Here is a 17,145-nt window from a genome sequence, read left to right as displayed (position 1 = left end):
ATTAGTCGTTCTTGTTGATCAAGGACTTTCTCCACTTTTTAAAGGAAACCCGGAATATGCGAATCTCTTTTCTAAGAAGGTTCAGGTATTCCTTTTCTTTTACCCCGTCACGTTCCAGACCATTGCAGTAGGCCAAAATGTTACGGGTCATGATGTTTACGTAAGAAAGGCTCCTCATGCGAACGGATGGACAATTGCTCAATGCAGCTTGTTCGACCTCTTTGGTGATGAGATCGGCATCGGCCAAAAGGGATTTGGAAATATCATCTCGGAAAGAATCGATTTTGCGCAGGGACAAAATCTCCCTGTTTTGGGCAAAATAAGCCGCGACCGCCTCGCTCATATCGCGAAGAGCCAAAGATCTACGGTATACACCAAGGGTATTAAGAGAACTCCTCTCCATGTTTTTCTAGCAATTTTGTAGTATAAAATTAAGCACGATTCAATTTTTTTTACTTTTGTTAACAAAGCAATTATTCGATTTTACTTTCGATAACAAAAAAATAGTTGTAATTTTCTTTAGATATGAAGATAGATGACTTGAATTGGCAAATATTGAACCATTTGCAGCAAAATGCGAGGGAATCATTTGCCAATATAGGAAGGAAAGTCGGGTTGACACCACCCGCTGTGGCTGAACGCGTAAAAAAGATGGAAGACCTCGGGATAATTGAAAGCTATGGAGCCAATATTTCCTATGTTGAAGCAGGTTACCAACTTAAGGCCATTATTATGTTGCGGGCTTTTATGGGAAAGCTGAAACCATTTTTGGATAAGGTAAAGACCTTTCAGGAGGTGATAAACTGCTATCGAATAACAGGGAACGAGAACATCATTATGGAGGTGGTGCTTCGGGATCAATCCCATTTGGAAAAATTTATTGATGAGCTTATCGTGTATGGAGAATGCAGGACCCACATTGTTTTGTCCAATGTTGTTGCCAATTCTCCCATTAAAAAAAATAAGACTGGTAAATAGTTTTCCTGTTAAATTGATGATGAATCAATGGACTTTGGCTAGATTTTTGTGAAATTAGCATTATGAAAAAGATATACTCGCTAACCTTTCTAACCTTATTTTGTGCAATTTCCGCTTTCTCGCAGCAAATGGTCTTTCAAAAAGGAGAGATTATTGGGAATCTTTCTATAACTGATTCTACCGAAAATACGTACTCCATATATTTGCCCAAAGCATTTTCCATGGATAAGGAGTGGCCATTACTCATGGTATTCGATGTTGAAGGGAATGAAGAAAAAGCACTTTCCATGTTTATGTTGGCAGCAGAACAAGAGGGATATGTTTTGGCTGCGCCCAAGCTATTGGACACGGTTTCGTTGACCAAAAACATGATGGTATCGACCAGGGCCATTCAAAAAATAGCGAGTTTGTTTCCAATAAAACGCGAGAGGGTCTATGCCGCTGGAGAAGGGGAAGCAGCTCAATTCGCTAATTTGATGCCTGTTCTTGTCCAAGGTGTGAATGGTGTTATTTCAATCAATGCATCACTGACCAATAGGGAATTGATGAATACCAAGAATCCTTTTCATTTTGTGGGTATCGTTAACAAGGAAAATTACAATTACCCTTTTTTGTTGACCGATGCCAAACTTTTGGACAGATATAAGTTTTCGAATCAGGTTTTGCTATACGATGGTACTGGTATGTGGCCGAGTGCATCCTATATTCAGAAAGGGATGCAGCTTTTTACCTTGGATGCTATGGGCCGAAATTGGATTTCCAAGGATTCTGGTTATATCGAAAAGGCATATCAGGAAGATTTGGAAAAGGTAGATCAGCTAAAGGAAATCGGTGATCTATTATGGGCGGAACAGTACATGACCGAAATGATGTCCATATACGGTGCGTTGAAAAATATGGACTCCCTTAGGTCGGAACAAAAGGATTTACGTAGGGATAAGTCGTTCAAAGTAATGAAGAGAGCGGAGAACGCTGCATTTTTAAAAGAATCGATGCTTCGGGAGGATTACCAGTATTATATGGAAGATGATGTGTATACCCATAACTTCAACAATTTGGGCTGGTGGAACTATCAAATGGATGAGCTTGATAAGTTTATTTCGGGCTCCAAACCCTTTGAAAAGCAAATGGGACACAGGTTGAAGGGTTACGTAAATGCCTTGGCCGAGGACAATATCAATATTATATCTTCTGAAGAGGTAATCGATGAAGATGCCTTGGCTTTTTTGTATATGCTCAAAACCATTTTGGAGCCGGACAACCATGAATTTTACCTCAATACCATATCACTGAGTGCCAAGAACGATGATTTTGGAACTTCCTTGTTCTATTTGGAAGAGCTCTTGAAAACTGGGTTCAAGGATAAGGAAAAGCTTTACAGTTTGGAGGATACGGCACTTTTGCGGATTACCCCGGAGTTCAACGAGCTTGTTTCAAAGTATCTCGAAGATGCCCGGTACGATATCAAAATCGAAGAGAACCGGCCTTAGGCCAAGATTTCACTTCTTACGGGTTTAAGCTGTATTTTTGCATAAACATCATTCAGAATGAAATACGCGATCTTACTTTCGATGGTTTTCTTAATATCCTGTGGACAGGGTAAAAAGTATCATGATGATGAAGAAACCGTGACAGTGGAATCCGACCTGGTCACAGATATTCTGGAGTACCAAAAAGAACTGAATGAAAGTTTTAAAGATCCTGATTCATCTCCCTTGCCCGATAAATACCGTAAAGATTTTGAAGGACTCGATTTTTTTGAGCCAGATACAAACTATGTGGTTAAAGCACGATTTGAGCGTACTCCAGGAGCAGAACCTTTTTTGATGCCCACCACAACGGATAGACAAACGCAAGAGGTTGTGTATGGAATCGCGCACTTCACTTTAAATGGGAACGAGCATCAATTGGAAGTGTATCAAAGTTTAGGTCTAATGGATGATGAAGAATACGAGGATTACCTCTTTTTGCCTTTTTTGGACAATACCAACGGGGAAGAAACCTATGGGGGCGGAAGATATATTGATTTGACCATTCCCGAGGGCAATACTTTGGTAATCGACTTCAACAAAGCGTACAATCCCTACTGTGTGTATAATAAAAAGTACTCCTGCCCTCTAGTGCCAAGGCAAAACTATTTGAGAACTAGTGTGAGAGCAGGAGTGAAAAATTTTAACAAGGATTAAAAAAAGCCTTTATCCTATTGGAGAAAGGCTTTTTTTCGTGTCATATCTATACGTTCTTAGAAAGAGTATATAGCGGCGATCAAGATGGATGATTGATTGCCGGTAGCTGCACCGTCGCTATCGACATAAGGTTCTATATCATTGCCCCAAGTGTCCAAACGAACCTCTGGTTTAATGATAAGGTTGTCTTTGGTAAAGCTTCCGGTTAAGGTCAATCCCAAAACAGGAGAGTCATCTTCAACAGCATCATCGGTAAATGTCATGTACTCGCCACGAAGTCCAATCGCAAAATTGTCGGAAGTGGTCAATTGTGGGTAAATGGCCGCACCATAGAAACCAGTCCCTGTCTCGGAGTTATCATTGTAAGCTGCATTGATTCCAAAGAAGAAATCCTCAGTGACATCAAATCCACCAGTATAGTCAATTTCAAAACCAAGACCACCGCTCTTTCCACTGTCGTAGTAAAGGTTCAAGAACTGACCATAAAAGCCCAGTTGGCCACCCAAGGAGTATTCGCCAGAGCCGCTTATGTCATTGGTGTCCCATGGATTCATAACGGCAAGCATTAAGCTTACATCATCAGATAGCGCAAAATCTGCTTTTACTCCCAAATGTGAAAATGGTCCATTGGAAAATAGGTAAGAAACACTATAGTTGAAGTTTGCTTGCGGAGCGATTACTTCATATCCTAAAAATGTATTGAAACGACCCATGGTCAAGGTAGTACCTTCTGAAACGTTCCAATACACATAGGCCTGGTTGATGATACCGTTAAGAACATCATTTTCAAAAGTGGCTTCTGTACCTCTTGGCCCAAAAACCAAGTCAACCACGACACCTGTATCTCCCATATCGTAGGTACCTACCAAATTGGCCATACCCAATGCAAAACCTGTTTGGTTTGCAAATGATGTGAAGGTACCGGTCGTAGCTTCCCCTGCATCGTGGAAGGTAGTTCTGTAATAAGCATCCACAGAGCCACTAAGACTAAATTTGGATGCCTCCTCTTCCTCCTGTGCAGAAGCTGAAAATGTTATCAATGAAACTATGGCGATAGCCAAAAATTTTCCGAAATTTGTATTTATAATCGTTTTCATATCATAATCGTTTAAGTTGTCCTTTTTGCGAAGGACAGTTAGTTGTAATAATTGTGAGTTTGATTGAAAAGGTTATCTAACGGAGCGTTTGGCAGAACGCTCCGTTCCTTTTTTTACAATCTTGTTGTGTGTGAGTTTGAAAGACTTGTTTTATTTGTCTTGGGAAATGTGTTCTGGGTAAGCTTCCACGCCATGTTCGTGGATATCCAGACCTTCAACTTCTTCTTTCTCAGACACTCTTAGGCCAATAGTTTTCTTCAAAATAAAGAGCACTATAAAGGATGCAACAGCTGCCCAAACAATGTAAGCCAATGATCCGTAGGTCTGTACCCAAAGTAGTTTTCCGCTTCCTCCGTAGAATAATCCGCCATCCAATGCGAATAGGCCGATAAGTACGGTTCCAAGGAAACCACATACACCATGGACAGAAATGGCACCTACTGGGTCGTCAATCTTAAATTTCTTGTCAATAAATTCAATGGATATTACCACTACAATCCCACAAATCAAACCAATGGCAAGAGCTCCCCATGCATTTACGGAACCACATCCAGCTGTAATCCCCACCAATCCGGCCAATGCTCCGTTCAAGGTCATGGAGATATCGGCTTTGCCGTATCTGGCCCATGTAAAGAAAAGGGCTGCAATGGCACCAATGGCTGCGGCTAGGTTTGTGTTGATGATAACGCTTGTAGCTCCGATGGTATCGTCACCGCCCCAAGCCAATTGGGAACCTCCGTTGAATCCGAACCATCCCAACCAAAGGATGAACACACCAAGTGCCCCAAAGGCCATGTTGTGACCTGGAATCGCTTGTGCTTTTCCGTCTACGTATTTCCCGATTCTAGGCCCCACCAAAATAGCGGCTACCAAAGCAGCGGCACCACCAACGGCGTGTACAACGGAAGAACCTGCAAAATCAACAAACCCTGCGGTGTTCAACCAAGCATCGTCATCGAATGGCCAGTACCAACTACCGGAAATTGGGTAGATTAACGTGGTAAGGACAGCAGAGAAGATCAAATACGTTGAAAATTTGGTCCTTCCTGCAATAGCCCCGGATACAATAGTGGCGGCTGTGGCACAGAACACTGTTTGGAAGAACAGGTTGTACCAATCATCGGCACTAAAAAAGAAGTATCCTTGGTCAGATGGGCTAGATCTGAAAAATCCGCCACCCACAAGGTCGCTACCATACATGATGGCATAACCAACTGCCCAGAACATGACCGAACCAACGGCCAAGTCCATAACGTTTTTCATAATAATGTTACCGGTGTTCTTGCTTCGGGTAAAACCTATTTCCAACAAGGTAAAACCTGCCTGCATGAAAAACACCAAAATTGCTGCTAGGGTAATCCACAAGGCACCCATATCGCCAGTGATGGCTTCAACAGCTTTATCTATCGCTTCTTGTTCTTGTACAATCATAATCTAAGTTTTAAAGTTTTTTGGCTATTAATGTTAGTTGATTCCGGCGCTTCCGCTTTCCTTGGTTCTAATTCTGTAAGCCTCGATAACATCGGAGACGAAAATTTTTCCATCACCTACATTACCGGTACCTGCAGTGTCCAGTAAAACATTCACGGTTTTTTCCAGAAAGTCATCGCTAACCACGATAACCAAATACCTTCGTTGTATATCGCTAGTGCTGTACGATATGCCACGATAGACATGTCCTTGTTTTTCATTTCCAACTCCAGTTACATCCCAGTAACTAAAGAAGTTGACCTCAATTTGATGCAGGGCTTTTTTTACCTCATCAAATTTGGATTTTCTAATAATTGCCTCGACTTTTTTCATAATTAAGTAGTTAATTGATGATTCAAATATATAGGAATTAGAGTGAGGCTGTTAAAAAATAGAGGGTAGTTGTATGATTTTTACGGGTATAAGAAAAATACCCCCAAAATTTTAGGGGTATTCAATTTTAGGTTAAGTTTTGTTATCTTTTTTTTGATTTAAACTTAATATTGAACGCTTGTAAGTTTGTTTTTATCAATAATTAAGCAGTAAAACATATAAAATGTTTAGTTTTTAACAAATTTTAACTGTAAAAATGCAATTTGTAACTACTGAATGTGTTTGGCGATCCACAATCCCAAAATAACGGCCAAAACACCAACACCGATACTGGAAATCATATAGATGGCTAAATTGAATAGTTCGCCATTCTTTAAATAGGAGTGTTTTTCAAAAGCGAATGCGGAAAATGTGGTAAAGCCACCACAAAATCCAGTAGCAAGAAAAAGTGTGCTGTTATAGGAAAGTATATGCCCTCTTGCTGAAAGTCCCAAAAATAAGCCTATTAATAGGCAACCAATAATATTGACCAAGAAGGTTCCCAAGAAAAAATTGTGGAAAAGAGGATTGAGGGGTCGAGAAATCAAATAGCGTAGAACACTTCCAAATCCTCCACCCAAAAAAACAAGTAAGGCCTGTTTCATGCCCTAAAGGTACAAACTATACGGCTTTCTTATACTCGGTTTCCACAGCCTCACGGGTAAAAAGTTTGGTAGTTGAAATCTCGGAAATCCGTTGCGCCGGTTTAATAAACCTTTCTTTAGCTCCGTTGACACTGAAAATCAACAGAATGGCATTCACAGCAAGCAATACAAAAAGAATACTTAAAAATACAGTCATTACAGGTTAGGTGCTAAAGTATTGTTAAAACAAAAGTACGGCTTTTCCTATAAGAACGAAATCAAGGCACTGCTATTGTTGTGAAAACAGAGATTTTTGTGGTTACTTCAATTTCACAGTTAATTTTTGAGGAAGTATTTAATTATGAACAGGATAATTATAAAACTTATGAACGAAACAAGGATCCAAATAACACCTTTGTAATTCTTTTTGTGCAATTTTTTGTCCTTTCTATAAGAAAATGAGATGATTGCCACAAAAGCAATAAAGAACAAGGCCGCGAAAATTATCTGACCGGTACTGAACATATTTTATATTTTTATGCAAAGCTAAATCAAATAAGTGTAATGGAAAGTAAAATAAAAGCCGTGGAGCTCTTCCACAATTCTTTTGGATTGGGAGTTTCGCAAAAGCCAAAGGCTGACCTAGGAAAGGAGAAAAACAAGCTTCGTTTTAATTTGATGGATGAAGAGAACCGTGAGTATCTGGAAGCCGCGAATGATAACGATTTGGTGGAAGTGGCCGATGCCTTGGGGGATATGCTGTACATTTTATGCGGAACCATTTTGGAGCACGGTATGCAATATAAAATTGAAGAGGTTTTTGAAGAGATACAGCGCAGCAATATGAGTAAACTTGGAGAAGATGGAAAGCCCATTTACCGTGAAGATGGAAAGGTGTTGAAAGGCCCCAACTATTTTAAACCAGACATTCAGACCATAATTGATAAATAAAAAGGCGCCGAACAATCGGCGCCTTTTCTTTTTCTAGATGACCTCGTGTCGCCATCCAAACTTATCTTCAGCACGGTTGTATTGAATGTCCGTGATTCTTTTCTTTAACAAAGAAGCAAAGCTTTCTTCCAATTCGGGGAGTTCGTAATCCTTTCCGTGATACCCAAATCCTGAAATTGGGGAAATCACTGCAGCGGTACCTGCACCGAACATTTCTTTTAACGACCCATTTTCTGCAGCTTCCACCAATTCGTGAACGGATATTTTACGGACCTCGGTTTCTATGCCCTCATCTTTGGCAATGTCCAAAATACTTTTTCGGGTTATCCCATCCAAGATACGGTCACTGGTAGGAGCGGTCATCAATGTGTCATTGATACGGACAAAAACGTTCATGGCACCCGCTTCCTCGATAAACTCGTGGGTGTTGTCGTCAGTCCAGATGACTTGTTGATATCCTTTGTCCGCGGCCAACTTGGTTGGGTAGAACTGACCAGCGTAGTTACCGCCGGCCTTTGCATACCCTACACCACCGTTAGCTGCACGGGAATATGTTTCTTCAATCAATACTTTGACCTTTCCAGAGAAATAAGCTCCTGAAGGTGCGCAGGCTATGATGAATTTGTATTCATCTGCAGGTGAGGCGTGGAATCCATTTCCTGAAGCAAATACAAACGGCCTTATATATAAGGAACTCCCGGAGTTTTGTGGAATCCAGTCACTCTCCAATTGGATGAGCGCATTGAGTCCCTCCATGAAATAAGCTTCGGGTATTTCTGGAATGGCCAATCTTTTGGCCGACTTGTTCAAGCGTTTCCAGTTTTCCTCTGGCCTAAAAAGCCATGCTTTTCCATTTTCATCCTTGTAGGCCTTCATACCTTCAAAAATGGATTGCCCATAATGGAAAATCTTTGCAGACGGGTCCAACGTTATAGGTTGGTACGGAACCACTTTGGGTTCGGACCACTTGCCGTTCTTATAATCACACACCAACATATGGTCGGAATACACGCTTCCAAAGGAAAGATTGTCAAAATCCACATCATGGATTTTGGATGATTTTGTTTTCTCTATAGCAATTTTGTTAGCCATTGTTTCCATATCACTTACATTTACCGTGATAAAATTAGCTATTTATTGTTACTTTTGGACGTTTCACAAATCTAAATGTTAGACTTAACTTACAATCACTTAAATGTTATCAAAAATGAGAATTTTTAACACTTTTACTTCTGTTTTTTTACTAGGTATTTTGATGGTTTCCTGTAAACAAGAAACTATTCAAGGTGATTATTTTGGAGAGGAATTTGAAATTTCCAGAAAAGCTTCCAAAACATCTTCCCCTTTTGACGGGATTTCCGGCAAGGATTCCTTGCAGACCCAAATCATTGGTGAGATCAAGGAAGTTTGTCAAGCCAAAGGTTGCTGGATGAAGGTGCAATTGGAGTCCGACGATGAAGTTTTTGTTCGTTTTAAAGATTATGGATTTTTTGTTCCCAAAGATGCAGCGGGTAAAAAAGTAGTGATGAACGGTGCGGCATTTTTTGAGGAAATGTCCGTTGAAGACCAGAAACATTACGCAGAGGACGAAGGAGCTTCTGAAGAAGAATTGGCACAAATAACCGCTCCTAAGAAAACACTTAGGTTTGAAGCGGACGGGGTGTTGATCGCAACCCAGCCTTGAAAAGGAAAATAATCACGACCGGCGATGGTTCCAAGACCATTCAAATAGAGGATTGGGACGAACAGTACCATTCCAAGCATGGTGCGGTTCAAGAAGCTTACCATGTTTTTGTTGAACATGGTTTGCGACTGTTTCAAAATGAAGAAGTCAAACTGTTGGAAATCGGCTTTGGTACAGGGCTGAATGCCCTTATCACCTTAATGGAAGCTCCCAAACAACAATTGATTGTTGATTATGTTGGGGTTGAGGCTTTTCCGGTTTCAATGGAAGAAGTGGGTGCGTTGGACTATTGCCAGCAGTTGGAAGCCAAGGTTCATCAGGATGACTTTCAAAAAATGCACAGTTCCCCATGGGAAGAAACTGTGACGATATCTCCGGATTTTTCGCTTTTGAAGCAGCAAAAAGATTTCAATGAAATCAATGATCAAAGTTTTTTCAACCTCATTTATTTTGATGCGTTCGGAGCAAGGGTACAACCAGAACTTTGGACAGAAGGGATTTTCCTGAAAATGCACCAAGCACTCCAGCAAAATGGGGTTTTGGTAACCTACGCGGCCAAAGGTAGTGTAAGGCGGGCCATGCAAGCGGTTGGTTTTACCGTGGAACGCTTACCGGGGCCACCTGGGAAGAGGGAGATGCTGAGGGCCAAAAAGCTTTGAGAAATGCCAATACTATCTTAAGGAATAGCCTATCGGAGTCATAAATACCCCTAAAATTCAAGATAAATATGTTAAACCTAAATTAAGGTCTCATATACAGTCGATTAAACCCATAAATTTGCATAAAATGAGAGTATGAAGGTGTTGATAACAGGAGCTACGGGATTGGTGGGGCAGGCTGTAATGGAGATTTTACAGCAAAGAGACATACCCGTAAACTATTTGACCACTAGCAAGGAAAAAATTACCTCCTCGGAAGATTTTCAGGGATATTTCTGGAATCCAACCAAAGGAGAGATAGACTTGGATTGTTTTAAAGATGTACAGGCCATTATCAATTTGGCAGGAACCAGTATAGCCAAACGCTGGACCCCTCAGCATAGAAAAAAGGTGCTTTCCAGCCGTATCGATAGTTTGAGAACCCTTAAAAAAGGATTGGAAAAATCAGGAAACAAAGAAGTTGAGTGTCTTGTTTCCGCATCAGCCATTGGAATTTATCCAGACTCCAAATGCGACTACTACTCAGAAAGCGAAAAAAAGTTGGATGATGGTTTTTTGGGCGAAGTAGTGTCAAAGTGGGAGGCCGAGGCCGATACTTTTGAAAAACTTGGTGTTGATGTGGCAAAAATCAGAATCGGCTTGGTACTTTCCAAAGATGGCGGGGCGCTACCTAAAATGGCCATGCCTGTCAAAAACTTTATTGGGGCACCGATAGGGAGTGGAGATCAATGGCAATCTTGGATTCATATCGAAGACTTGGCACAAATGTTTGCCTTTGCCGTGGAAAATAACCTTCAGGGGGCATATAATGGAGTGGCCCCCAACCCTGTGACAAATACAAAGCTTACCAAAGAACTGGCCAGAGTGTTGGACAGGCCGCTTTGGATGCCCAATGTCCCCGCGTTTGTTTTGAAGGCGGTTTTGGGTAAAATGTCAACACTGTTGTTGGCAAGCCAACGAGTGAGCAATAAAAGAATCGAAGAAGAGGGATTTTCTTTTCAATATACCAATGTTTGCCAAGCATTGAAGAGCATTTACACTTCAGGGGAGGAGGGTGTGCCCGCATCAGTTGAAGCCTAGTCCATTGGTATTCATGACGTTTTTAATCAATAAAGTCCGCTTAAGCGGCTTTTTTTATGTTTTGCAGTGACATTTTGACATTTTTAGACAATTGGCAGTACTTTTGCCACTTCAAATCGGAATAAAACAATAGAACATGAGCAATAAAAGTAAGGTTGAGGAAATGGAAGATGAGCCTAAAAAAGGGCAAACCGAAGAGAGTACTGAGCTGAACGATGAACATATAGGGGCTGAAAACGCAGAAGAAAATGAAGAGGAACTTTCCGAAGAGGAAAAATTGCGTGGGGATTTGGCCAAGGAAAAGGAAAAGTTCCTGAGGCTTTTTGCGGAGTTTGAAAATTACAAGCGCAGAACTTCCAAGGAACGTATGGATTTGTTCAAAACTGCGGGACAGGAAGTTATGGTGGCTTTGTTGCCCATTTTGGATGATTTTGATCGCGCACTCAAGGAACTTTCCAAGTCAGGGGACAAAGAAATGTTCAAGGGAGTGGAACTCATCAGTAATAAATTCAAGGAAACTTTGAAAAACAAAGGCCTAGAGCAGGTGGAAGTTGGAGAAGGGGATGTGTTTGATGCCGAGGTACATGAAGCCATTACCCAAATTCCTGCACCGAATGATAAAATGAAAGGTAAAATCATTGATGTAGTGGAAAAAGGGTTCAAACTCGGAGATCGCATCATAAGACATCCGAAAGTCGTTGTTGGAAACTAAAGTTGTATGAAGGAAGATTATTACGAAATATTGGGAGTCTCCAAAGGAGCTTCAGCCGCTGAAATTAAAAAGGCCTACAGAAAAAAGGCCATCGAATTCCACCCTGATAAAAACCCAGGGGATGCCAAAGCGGAGGAAATGTTCAAGAAATCCGCCGAGGCTTATGAAGTGTTGGGCAATCCTGACAAGCGTGCAAAGTATGACCAGTTTGGCCATGCGGCCTTCGATGGTAGCGGAGGATTTGGCGGCGGTGGTATGAATATGGACGATATCTTCAGCCAATTCGGTGATATTTTCGGTGGTGCCTTTGGTGGCGGAGGATTCAGTGGATTTGGTGGATTTGGTGGCGGTCAGCGCAGAGCCAAGGGAAGCAATCTTCGAATCCGAGTTAAGTTGACACTGGAAGAAGTGGCCAATGGAGTGGAGAAAAAGGTAAAGGTAAGACGTAAACTTCAGGCGGACGGCGTTACCTATAAAACTTGTCCTACTTGTAACGGTACCGGTCAAATCACAAAAATCACCAACACCATATTGGGTAGAATGCAGACCGCAACCACTTGTACCACTTGTGGTGGGGCCGGGCAGGCCATAGATAAAAGACCTGCTGGAGCCGATGCGCAAGGACTTAAAGTGGAAGAAGAGACCGTATCCATCAAAATACCGCCAGGTGTGGAAGATGGCATGCAGTTAAAAGTAAGCGGTAAAGGAAACGATGCCCCTGGAAACGGTATCGCTGGAGACTTGTTGGTGGCCATTGAAACCTTGGAACATGATACTTTGAAGCGCGAAGGCGACAATCTACATTATGATTTGTACGTAAGCATGCCCGAAGCAGTTCTGGGAAGCTCCAAAGAAATCGATGCCATAGGCGGAAAAGTCCGAATAAAACTGGAACCAGGCCTGCAGTCTGGAAAAATTTTGAGGCTTCGAGGCAAGGGGATCAACAGTCTTAACGGATATGGAGCGGGAGATTTGTTGGTGCATGTGAATGTATGGACACCAAAGAACATCAATAAGGAGCAGAAGGAATTTTTTGAGCGCATGCAAGACGATGACAACTTTGTCCCAAGGCCCGAAAAATCGGATAAATCCTTTTTTGAGAAGGTAAAAGATATGTTCTCTTAAGAGAAAAAACCTTCTGTTTAAATAAAAAACGTATATTTGGAACTGATGTTGGGTAACCGATATCTAATTTTCTTTTTCATAGCAATTTTTTTCCCATCCTTGAATTTTTAAGGGTGGGTTTTTGTTTTTATAGGAAAACAGGTATCTAGCAAATACATATCTTTGAAAAAATAGTTTACATGGATCATATCCTTGTTGCCAAAAATGTGACCAAGACCTATGGTGACTACACAGCGCTGAGCAACATTTCACTACAAATTCCTGAGAATTGCATTTACGGACTTTTGGGTCCGAACGGAGCGGGGAAGACCTCTTTTATCAGGATCATCAATCAAATAACGCACCAAGACTCTGGTGAGATTTTACTGAATGGCGAACCATTGGCTCCTAAGCATATTGCTTCAATTGGTTACTTGCCCGAGGAAAGAGGACTGTACAAGAGCATGAAGGTGGGAGAGCAGGCATTGTATTTGGCGCAGTTGAAAGGATTGTCCAAAAGTGAGGCCAAAACCCGGCTCAAGTATTGGTTCAATCGTTTGGATATTGGGGATTGGTGGGACAAGAAAATCCAAGAGCTTTCCAAAGGAATGGCACAAAAAATCCAGTTTATTGTTACTGTGCTCCACGAGCCCAAACTATTGATTTTTGACGAACCTTTCAGTGGGTTTGACCCCATTAACGCCAATATCATCAAGGATGAAATACTTCAATTAAAGGAGAACGGGACCTCAATTATTTTCTCCACCCACCGAATGGAATCGGTGGAAGAACTATGCGAGTACATTGCCCTTATCCACAAATCAGAAAAGATTCTAGATGGAAAACTGTCCGACATCAAAAAAGCGTACAAGAACAATATTTTTGATGTCGCCGTGCAGATGGAGCAAGATGTAGAGGCTTTTATGAAATCATTGGAGCAAAAGTTCAATATACTTTCTTCGGATGTTGATATCATCGAAAAGCAATTGAACTTCAAAGTGCAACTACCGTCATCCAACACAGGCGATATTTTGAGGGAACTTTCTAAAGTGGCCAACATCAATAAGTTCGAGGAAACCATTCCATCCGCCAACGATATTTTCATTCAAACCGTAAATAGTAAGGACAATGGCAAATAAGCTTGGGTTGATCATAAAACGCGAATATTTGGCCAAGGTGCGCAACCGCTCCTTTATTGTCATGACCATTTTAAGCCCCTTGCTGATGGTGGGAATGATAGTCTTGATTGCCTATTTGGCCAAGGTCAATGACGATGAGACGAGGGTGGTGACCGTTTTGAACGAAAGCTCTTTTTTTCAGAATGATTTCAATCCCTCAAAAAACATATCCTACGTACATCTGGACGACCTTAGTTTGGAGCAGGCAAAGGATTCCACTACAGCATTGGAATATTATGGATTGCTGTACATTCCAAACGAACCAACGGTAGAACAAGTCGCCAAAGCTGCTTACCTGTATACCAAGGACAATCCAAATACATCCGTGACGCAGGAATTGGAGAATGTTTTCCATACGCAGTTGAGGCAAGACCGCCTTCAAAAACTCGGGGTTACTTCGGAACAGTTCTCCAGTGTGGAGGAACGTTTTGAAATCAATCTGTCCACTTTTGATGGCGAGCGAAGCATGAGGGGCATTAATGAGATCAAGGCAATTATCGGCGGTGGGTTTGGATATGCCATCATGATGTTCATTATAATCTATGGTGGTTTTGTAATGCGGAGCGTAATCGAGGAAAAGACCAGCAGGATCATTGAGGTGATCATATCCTCGGTAAAGCCATTTCAATTGATGCTGGGGAAGATCATTGGTAACTCCTTAGCGGGAATCACACAGTTTTCCATTTGGATAGTTTCGGCATCGGCCCTACTTTTCGTTGCGGTTATGATTCTCGGGATAGACCTGTCCGCGTTTTCGGCCGATGGTGCCGTGCAAGCTGGCCCAATGGGCGGGGTGTCCCAATTGGGTGGAATGGATAGTGAAATGATGATGTACGCCAAGGAAATCTATGATATTCCATGGGGACTCTTGATAGTTTCCTTCTTTATCTATTTTATATTGGGCTACCTTATTTACAGCTCCATATATGCTGCAATAGGTGCGGCGGTGGATAATGAGACCGATACACAGCAGTTTATTTTTCCTATTATCTTACCTTTAATGTTGGCAATATATGTAGGGTTCTTCTCGGTTTTCAGTAACCCGCATGGTCCCATTGCAGTTGGGTTTTCGTTATTTCCGTTGACGTCGCCCATTGTAATGCTGATGCGATTGCCAGGGGGAATTGGAGAAGGGGGAGTGCCTTTATGGCAATTTTTGTTGTCCGTATTCATTCTGATCTTTACCTTTTGGGGTATTGTATCATTGGCGGCCAAAATATATAGAACAGGTATCTTGATGTATGGTAAAAAGCCAACGTACAAGGAGTTGATAAAATGGTTGAGATATTAAAATAGTATGCAGGAGGGCACACAGGAAATCAAAGAGATCATAACGCAGGATGTTTGGGGGTCCATAAAGGAATTTTTGAACATCGGGTTCCATATTGGGGAAGGCGATAAAGCCATTGACCTAACCATTGGACTATTATTGCTTTTAACGGTCACATTGGTGGTCACAAAGTTCTTGTTGAAATGGATGCGACACCTTTTTACCCGAAAGATGCAGCAAGAGGACAAACAGAAGTTTGCCAGCGTGTTCAAGTTTACCAATTATGTGATTTATCTGATTGCCGTATTGGTGACCCTAAGTGCGGCGGGAGTGGACATCACTTTAGTGATTACGGCCTCGGCGGCACTGTTTGTTGGTTTAGGTCTTGCGCTTCAGGAATTGTTCAAGGATATTCTAGGTGGAATCTTTATCATTATTGACAAATCCTTGCAGGTAGGTGATGTTGTTGAAGTGGATGGCAAGGTCGGAAAGGTGTTCGAGATCAAACTACGTACCACTAGGGCCATCACAAGGGACGATAAGGTGTTGATACTGCCCAACCACAAGTTTATCAGTGATATCGTCTATAATTATACCCAAAACCACAAAACTACCCGTGAGAAGGTCAGTGTAGGAGTGGCTTATGGGAGTGATGTGGATTTGGTCACCAAGATATTGGAAGAGGTGGCCCACGATCAAAAACAAGTTCTCAAAAATCCAAAGCCGTTTGTGCTGTTTGAGGATTTTGGGGACTCTGCTTTAATGTTCTCCATCTACTTTTTCACTAATGATACGTTCCGAGACCCAAGGATAAAAAGTGAAATGAGGTATAAAATAAATACCAAGTTCAGAGAAAACAACGTTAGTATACCGTTCCCACAACGCGATATACATATTATTCAGCCAAAACAATAGAGAGCGATAAAAAATTCAATTCACCATACTGCAATTTGGAAGTGGTTTACTTTCATTGTAATACTTTGTGGTCATTATACAAATGCACAGAGCACGGATGTGTTCAGGTTGGAATATCTCAGTATCCCACAAAGTGAGAGCGGAGTGAAAACCGAACGATATAAGGCACTTTTTAACCTTCCCATAAAGCTCAATAAAAAGAAGGATTATCTTGCCGTAGGGGGAGAGTACAACCGTTTCGACATGGGGTATACGGCGGATTTGCCTTTTCGAAAGGATGAAATGATTCGTTTTCACGTAATTGATTTTAACCTTGGATTGATAAAAAAATGGAACGATAACTGGAATTTCGTGGCTATATTGACCCCGAGGTTGGCATCCAATTTATTGGAAGGGGTAAAGAGGGACGATTTTTTTATGAATGCCTCCGTGGCCTTCTGGAAAGAGAAACCAAAAGCCGATAAACCCTTTCGGATAGTACTGGGGTTGACTTACAACAGTACCACTGGGATTCCCGTTCCACTCCCTTTGATTCATTATTACAGAAGGTTTGATCCCAATTGGTCCTTTGTCATGGGTGTTCCCAAATCCAATTTAAAATATCATATCGATAAAAAACATAGTTTGGAGTTGGCACTGTTCTTGGACGGGTACTTTATGAACCTGCAGAACGATATTATATTGGACAATGGTTCAGTGGCATCACGGATTTCCTTCAACTCGTTGGTGGGAACTTTGGGATACCAGTATAATTTTTCGGACAATTTCTCCTTTTTTGCCTTGGCAGGAAGCACCTTGGTGCAACAGGGGAAGTTAAGAAATCGTGATCGTGGCGAAGTGTTTTTGTTCAATAACGATTCAAATTTTTATCTTAGAACAGGCTTCAAAATTGGAATATTTTAAAT

20 protein-coding genes are annotated in these 17,145 nt (G+C 41.5%); 13 read left to right on the top strand and 7 right to left on the bottom strand.

From position 1 onward, the window contains the following. Window position 1: 1 nt before the first annotated feature. On the bottom strand, window positions 2–403 hold the full coding sequence (locus PY092_RS07225) for a hypothetical protein (protein WP_275615179.1): 402 nt from the start codon (window positions 401–403) through the stop codon (window positions 2–4). Between the two features lie 122 nt (window positions 404–525). Here PY092_RS07225 and PY092_RS07220 point away from each other — a divergent pair, with 122 nt between their 5' ends. From PY092_RS07220 to PY092_RS07210, 3 genes are all read left to right on the top strand, one after another. Next, window positions 526–978 carry an Lrp/AsnC family transcriptional regulator gene (locus PY092_RS07220; protein ID WP_275615178.1) on the top strand — a complete coding sequence of 151 codons (453 nt, stop codon included), beginning with the start codon at window positions 526–528 and terminating at the stop codon, window positions 976–978. 62 nt (window positions 979–1,040) lie between these two features. Further along, a complete protein-coding gene (locus PY092_RS07215) occupies window positions 1,041–2,468 on the top strand; it encodes an alpha/beta hydrolase (RefSeq protein ID WP_275615177.1) in 1,428 nt (475 codons plus the stop codon). 57 nt (window positions 2,469–2,525) lie between these two features. Beyond that, the gene (locus PY092_RS07210) at window positions 2,526–3,164 is read left to right on the top strand and encodes a DUF1684 domain-containing protein (RefSeq protein ID WP_275615176.1); all 639 of its coding nucleotides are present in this window, start codon (window positions 2,526–2,528) and stop codon (window positions 3,162–3,164) included. A 56-nt stretch (window positions 3,165–3,220) separates the two neighbouring features. On the opposite strand, the gene PY092_RS07205 is transcribed toward PY092_RS07210, so the two are convergent. The 5 genes from PY092_RS07205 to PY092_RS07185 all read right to left on the bottom strand — a co-directional run bounded on the left by PY092_RS07205 (window position 3,221) and on the right by PY092_RS07185 (window position 6,904). Next, window positions 3,221–4,261 (bottom strand): outer membrane beta-barrel protein, encoded by a 1,041-nt coding sequence (locus PY092_RS07205; RefSeq protein ID WP_275615175.1) that lies wholly within the window; start codon window positions 4,259–4,261, stop codon window positions 3,221–3,223. Window positions 4,262–4,411: 150 nt separating this feature from the next. Next, complete coding sequence (locus tag PY092_RS07200) at window positions 4,412–5,692, bottom strand: ammonium transporter (RefSeq protein WP_275615174.1); 1,281 nt, start codon at window positions 5,690–5,692, stop codon at window positions 4,412–4,414. A 33-nt stretch (window positions 5,693–5,725) separates the two neighbouring features. After that, the gene (locus tag PY092_RS07195; RefSeq protein WP_127139216.1) at window positions 5,726–6,064 is read right to left on the bottom strand and encodes a P-II family nitrogen regulator; all 339 of its coding nucleotides are present in this window, start codon (window positions 6,062–6,064) and stop codon (window positions 5,726–5,728) included. A gap of 269 nt (window positions 6,065–6,333) precedes the next feature. Next, window positions 6,334–6,708, bottom strand: a complete 375-nt coding sequence (gene crcB, locus PY092_RS07190) for a fluoride efflux transporter CrcB (RefSeq protein WP_275615173.1) — start codon at window positions 6,706–6,708, stop codon at window positions 6,334–6,336. 16 nt (window positions 6,709–6,724) lie between these two features. Continuing rightward, window positions 6,725–6,904, bottom strand: a complete 180-nt coding sequence (locus tag PY092_RS07185; RefSeq protein WP_275615172.1) for a hypothetical protein — start codon at window positions 6,902–6,904, stop codon at window positions 6,725–6,727. A gap of 347 nt (window positions 6,905–7,251) precedes the next feature. Here PY092_RS07185 and PY092_RS07175 point away from each other — a divergent pair, with 347 nt between their 5' ends. Further along, window positions 7,252–7,638, top strand: a complete 387-nt coding sequence (locus PY092_RS07175; RefSeq protein ID WP_275615170.1) for a nucleoside triphosphate pyrophosphohydrolase family protein — start codon at window positions 7,252–7,254, stop codon at window positions 7,636–7,638. A 33-nt stretch (window positions 7,639–7,671) separates the two neighbouring features. On the opposite strand, the gene PY092_RS07170 is transcribed toward PY092_RS07175, so the two are convergent. Then, window positions 7,672–8,739: a branched-chain amino acid aminotransferase gene (locus PY092_RS07170; protein ID WP_275615169.1), complete on the bottom strand. Its 1,068-nt coding sequence runs from the start codon at window positions 8,737–8,739 to the stop codon at window positions 7,672–7,674. 106 nt (window positions 8,740–8,845) lie between these two features. Here PY092_RS07170 and PY092_RS07165 point away from each other — a divergent pair, with 106 nt between their 5' ends. From PY092_RS07165 to PY092_RS07125, 9 genes are all read left to right on the top strand, one after another. Continuing rightward, window positions 8,846–9,322 (top strand): DUF4920 domain-containing protein, encoded by a 477-nt coding sequence (locus PY092_RS07165; RefSeq protein WP_275615168.1) that lies wholly within the window; start codon window positions 8,846–8,848, stop codon window positions 9,320–9,322. Next, window positions 9,319–9,981 (top strand): tRNA (5-methylaminomethyl-2-thiouridine)(34)-methyltransferase MnmC2, encoded by a 663-nt coding sequence (mnmC2, locus tag PY092_RS07160; protein ID WP_275615167.1) that lies wholly within the window; start codon window positions 9,319–9,321, stop codon window positions 9,979–9,981. Before PY092_RS07165 ends, mnmC2 begins: the two co-directional genes overlap by 4 nt. A 135-nt stretch (window positions 9,982–10,116) precedes the next feature. Beyond that, a complete protein-coding gene (locus PY092_RS07155; RefSeq protein ID WP_275615166.1) occupies window positions 10,117–11,061 on the top strand; it encodes a TIGR01777 family oxidoreductase in 945 nt (314 codons plus the stop codon). A 136-nt stretch (window positions 11,062–11,197) separates the two neighbouring features. Next, a complete protein-coding gene (locus PY092_RS07150; protein WP_275615165.1) occupies window positions 11,198–11,773 on the top strand; it encodes a nucleotide exchange factor GrpE in 576 nt (191 codons plus the stop codon). Between the two features lie 6 nt (window positions 11,774–11,779). Next, the gene (dnaJ, locus tag PY092_RS07145) at window positions 11,780–12,898 is read left to right on the top strand and encodes a molecular chaperone DnaJ (protein ID WP_275615164.1); all 1,119 of its coding nucleotides are present in this window, start codon (window positions 11,780–11,782) and stop codon (window positions 12,896–12,898) included. Window positions 12,899–13,077: 179 nt separating this feature from the next. Further along, on the top strand, window positions 13,078–14,016 hold the full coding sequence (locus tag PY092_RS07140) for an ABC transporter ATP-binding protein (RefSeq protein WP_275615163.1): 939 nt from the start codon (window positions 13,078–13,080) through the stop codon (window positions 14,014–14,016). Beyond that, entirely contained in the window at window positions 14,006–15,346 is a 1,341-nt protein-coding gene (locus tag PY092_RS07135; RefSeq protein ID WP_275615162.1) for an ABC transporter permease, read from the top strand. The genes PY092_RS07140 and PY092_RS07135 overlap by 11 nt, the downstream gene beginning before the upstream one ends. 6 nt (window positions 15,347–15,352) lie before the next feature. Continuing rightward, window positions 15,353–16,240: a mechanosensitive ion channel family protein gene (locus PY092_RS07130; protein WP_275615161.1), complete on the top strand. Its 888-nt coding sequence runs from the start codon at window positions 15,353–15,355 to the stop codon at window positions 16,238–16,240. A 99-nt stretch (window positions 16,241–16,339) separates the two neighbouring features. Then, the gene (locus PY092_RS07125) at window positions 16,340–17,143 is read left to right on the top strand and encodes a DUF6268 family outer membrane beta-barrel protein (RefSeq protein ID WP_275615160.1); all 804 of its coding nucleotides are present in this window, start codon (window positions 16,340–16,342) and stop codon (window positions 17,141–17,143) included. The last annotated feature ends 2 nt before the right edge of the window (window positions 17,144–17,145 follow it).

The sequence above is a fragment of the Flagellimonas yonaguniensis genome (assembly GCF_029193885.1).
Classification (GTDB): Bacteria; Bacteroidota; Bacteroidia; order Flavobacteriales; family Flavobacteriaceae; genus Flagellimonas; species Flagellimonas yonaguniensis.
Note: the sequence above shows the minus strand (reverse complement) of the source record. Positions and strands in the feature narration are given on the sequence as shown.

Coding starts and splice junctions, on each gene's coding strand:
- PY092_RS07185 (WP_275615172.1), bottom strand. CDS start 6,904: ATGACTGTATTTTTAAGTATTCTTTTTGTATTGCTTGCTGTGAATGCC.
- PY092_RS07215 (WP_275615177.1), top strand. CDS start 1,041: ATGAAAAAGATATACTCGCTAACCTTTCTAACCTTATTTTGTGCAATT.
- PY092_RS07225 (WP_275615179.1), bottom strand. CDS start 403: ATGGAGAGGAGTTCTCTTAATACCCTTGGTGTATACCGTAGATCTTTG.
- PY092_RS07210 (WP_275615176.1), top strand. CDS start 2,526: ATGAAATACGCGATCTTACTTTCGATGGTTTTCTTAATATCCTGTGGA.
- PY092_RS07130 (WP_275615161.1), top strand. CDS start 15,353: ATGCAGGAGGGCACACAGGAAATCAAAGAGATCATAACGCAGGATGTT.
- dnaJ (WP_275615164.1), top strand. CDS start 11,780: ATGAAGGAAGATTATTACGAAATATTGGGAGTCTCCAAAGGAGCTTCA.
- PY092_RS07140 (WP_275615163.1), top strand. CDS start 13,078: ATGGATCATATCCTTGTTGCCAAAAATGTGACCAAGACCTATGGTGAC.
- PY092_RS07200 (WP_275615174.1), bottom strand. CDS start 5,692: ATGATTGTACAAGAACAAGAAGCGATAGATAAAGCTGTTGAAGCCATC.
- PY092_RS07155 (WP_275615166.1), top strand. CDS start 10,117: ATGAAGGTGTTGATAACAGGAGCTACGGGATTGGTGGGGCAGGCTGTA.
- PY092_RS07170 (WP_275615169.1), bottom strand. CDS start 8,739: ATGGAAACAATGGCTAACAAAATTGCTATAGAGAAAACAAAATCATCC.
- PY092_RS07175 (WP_275615170.1), top strand. CDS start 7,252: ATGGAAAGTAAAATAAAAGCCGTGGAGCTCTTCCACAATTCTTTTGGA.
- PY092_RS07165 (WP_275615168.1), top strand. CDS start 8,846: ATGAGAATTTTTAACACTTTTACTTCTGTTTTTTTACTAGGTATTTTG.
- PY092_RS07150 (WP_275615165.1), top strand. CDS start 11,198: ATGAGCAATAAAAGTAAGGTTGAGGAAATGGAAGATGAGCCTAAAAAA.
- PY092_RS07220 (WP_275615178.1), top strand. CDS start 526: ATGAAGATAGATGACTTGAATTGGCAAATATTGAACCATTTGCAGCAA.
- PY092_RS07135 (WP_275615162.1), top strand. CDS start 14,006: ATGGCAAATAAGCTTGGGTTGATCATAAAACGCGAATATTTGGCCAAG.
- crcB (WP_275615173.1), bottom strand. CDS start 6,708: ATGAAACAGGCCTTACTTGTTTTTTTGGGTGGAGGATTTGGAAGTGTT.
- PY092_RS07195 (WP_127139216.1), bottom strand. CDS start 6,064: ATGAAAAAAGTCGAGGCAATTATTAGAAAATCCAAATTTGATGAGGTA.
- PY092_RS07205 (WP_275615175.1), bottom strand. CDS start 4,261: ATGAAAACGATTATAAATACAAATTTCGGAAAATTTTTGGCTATCGCC.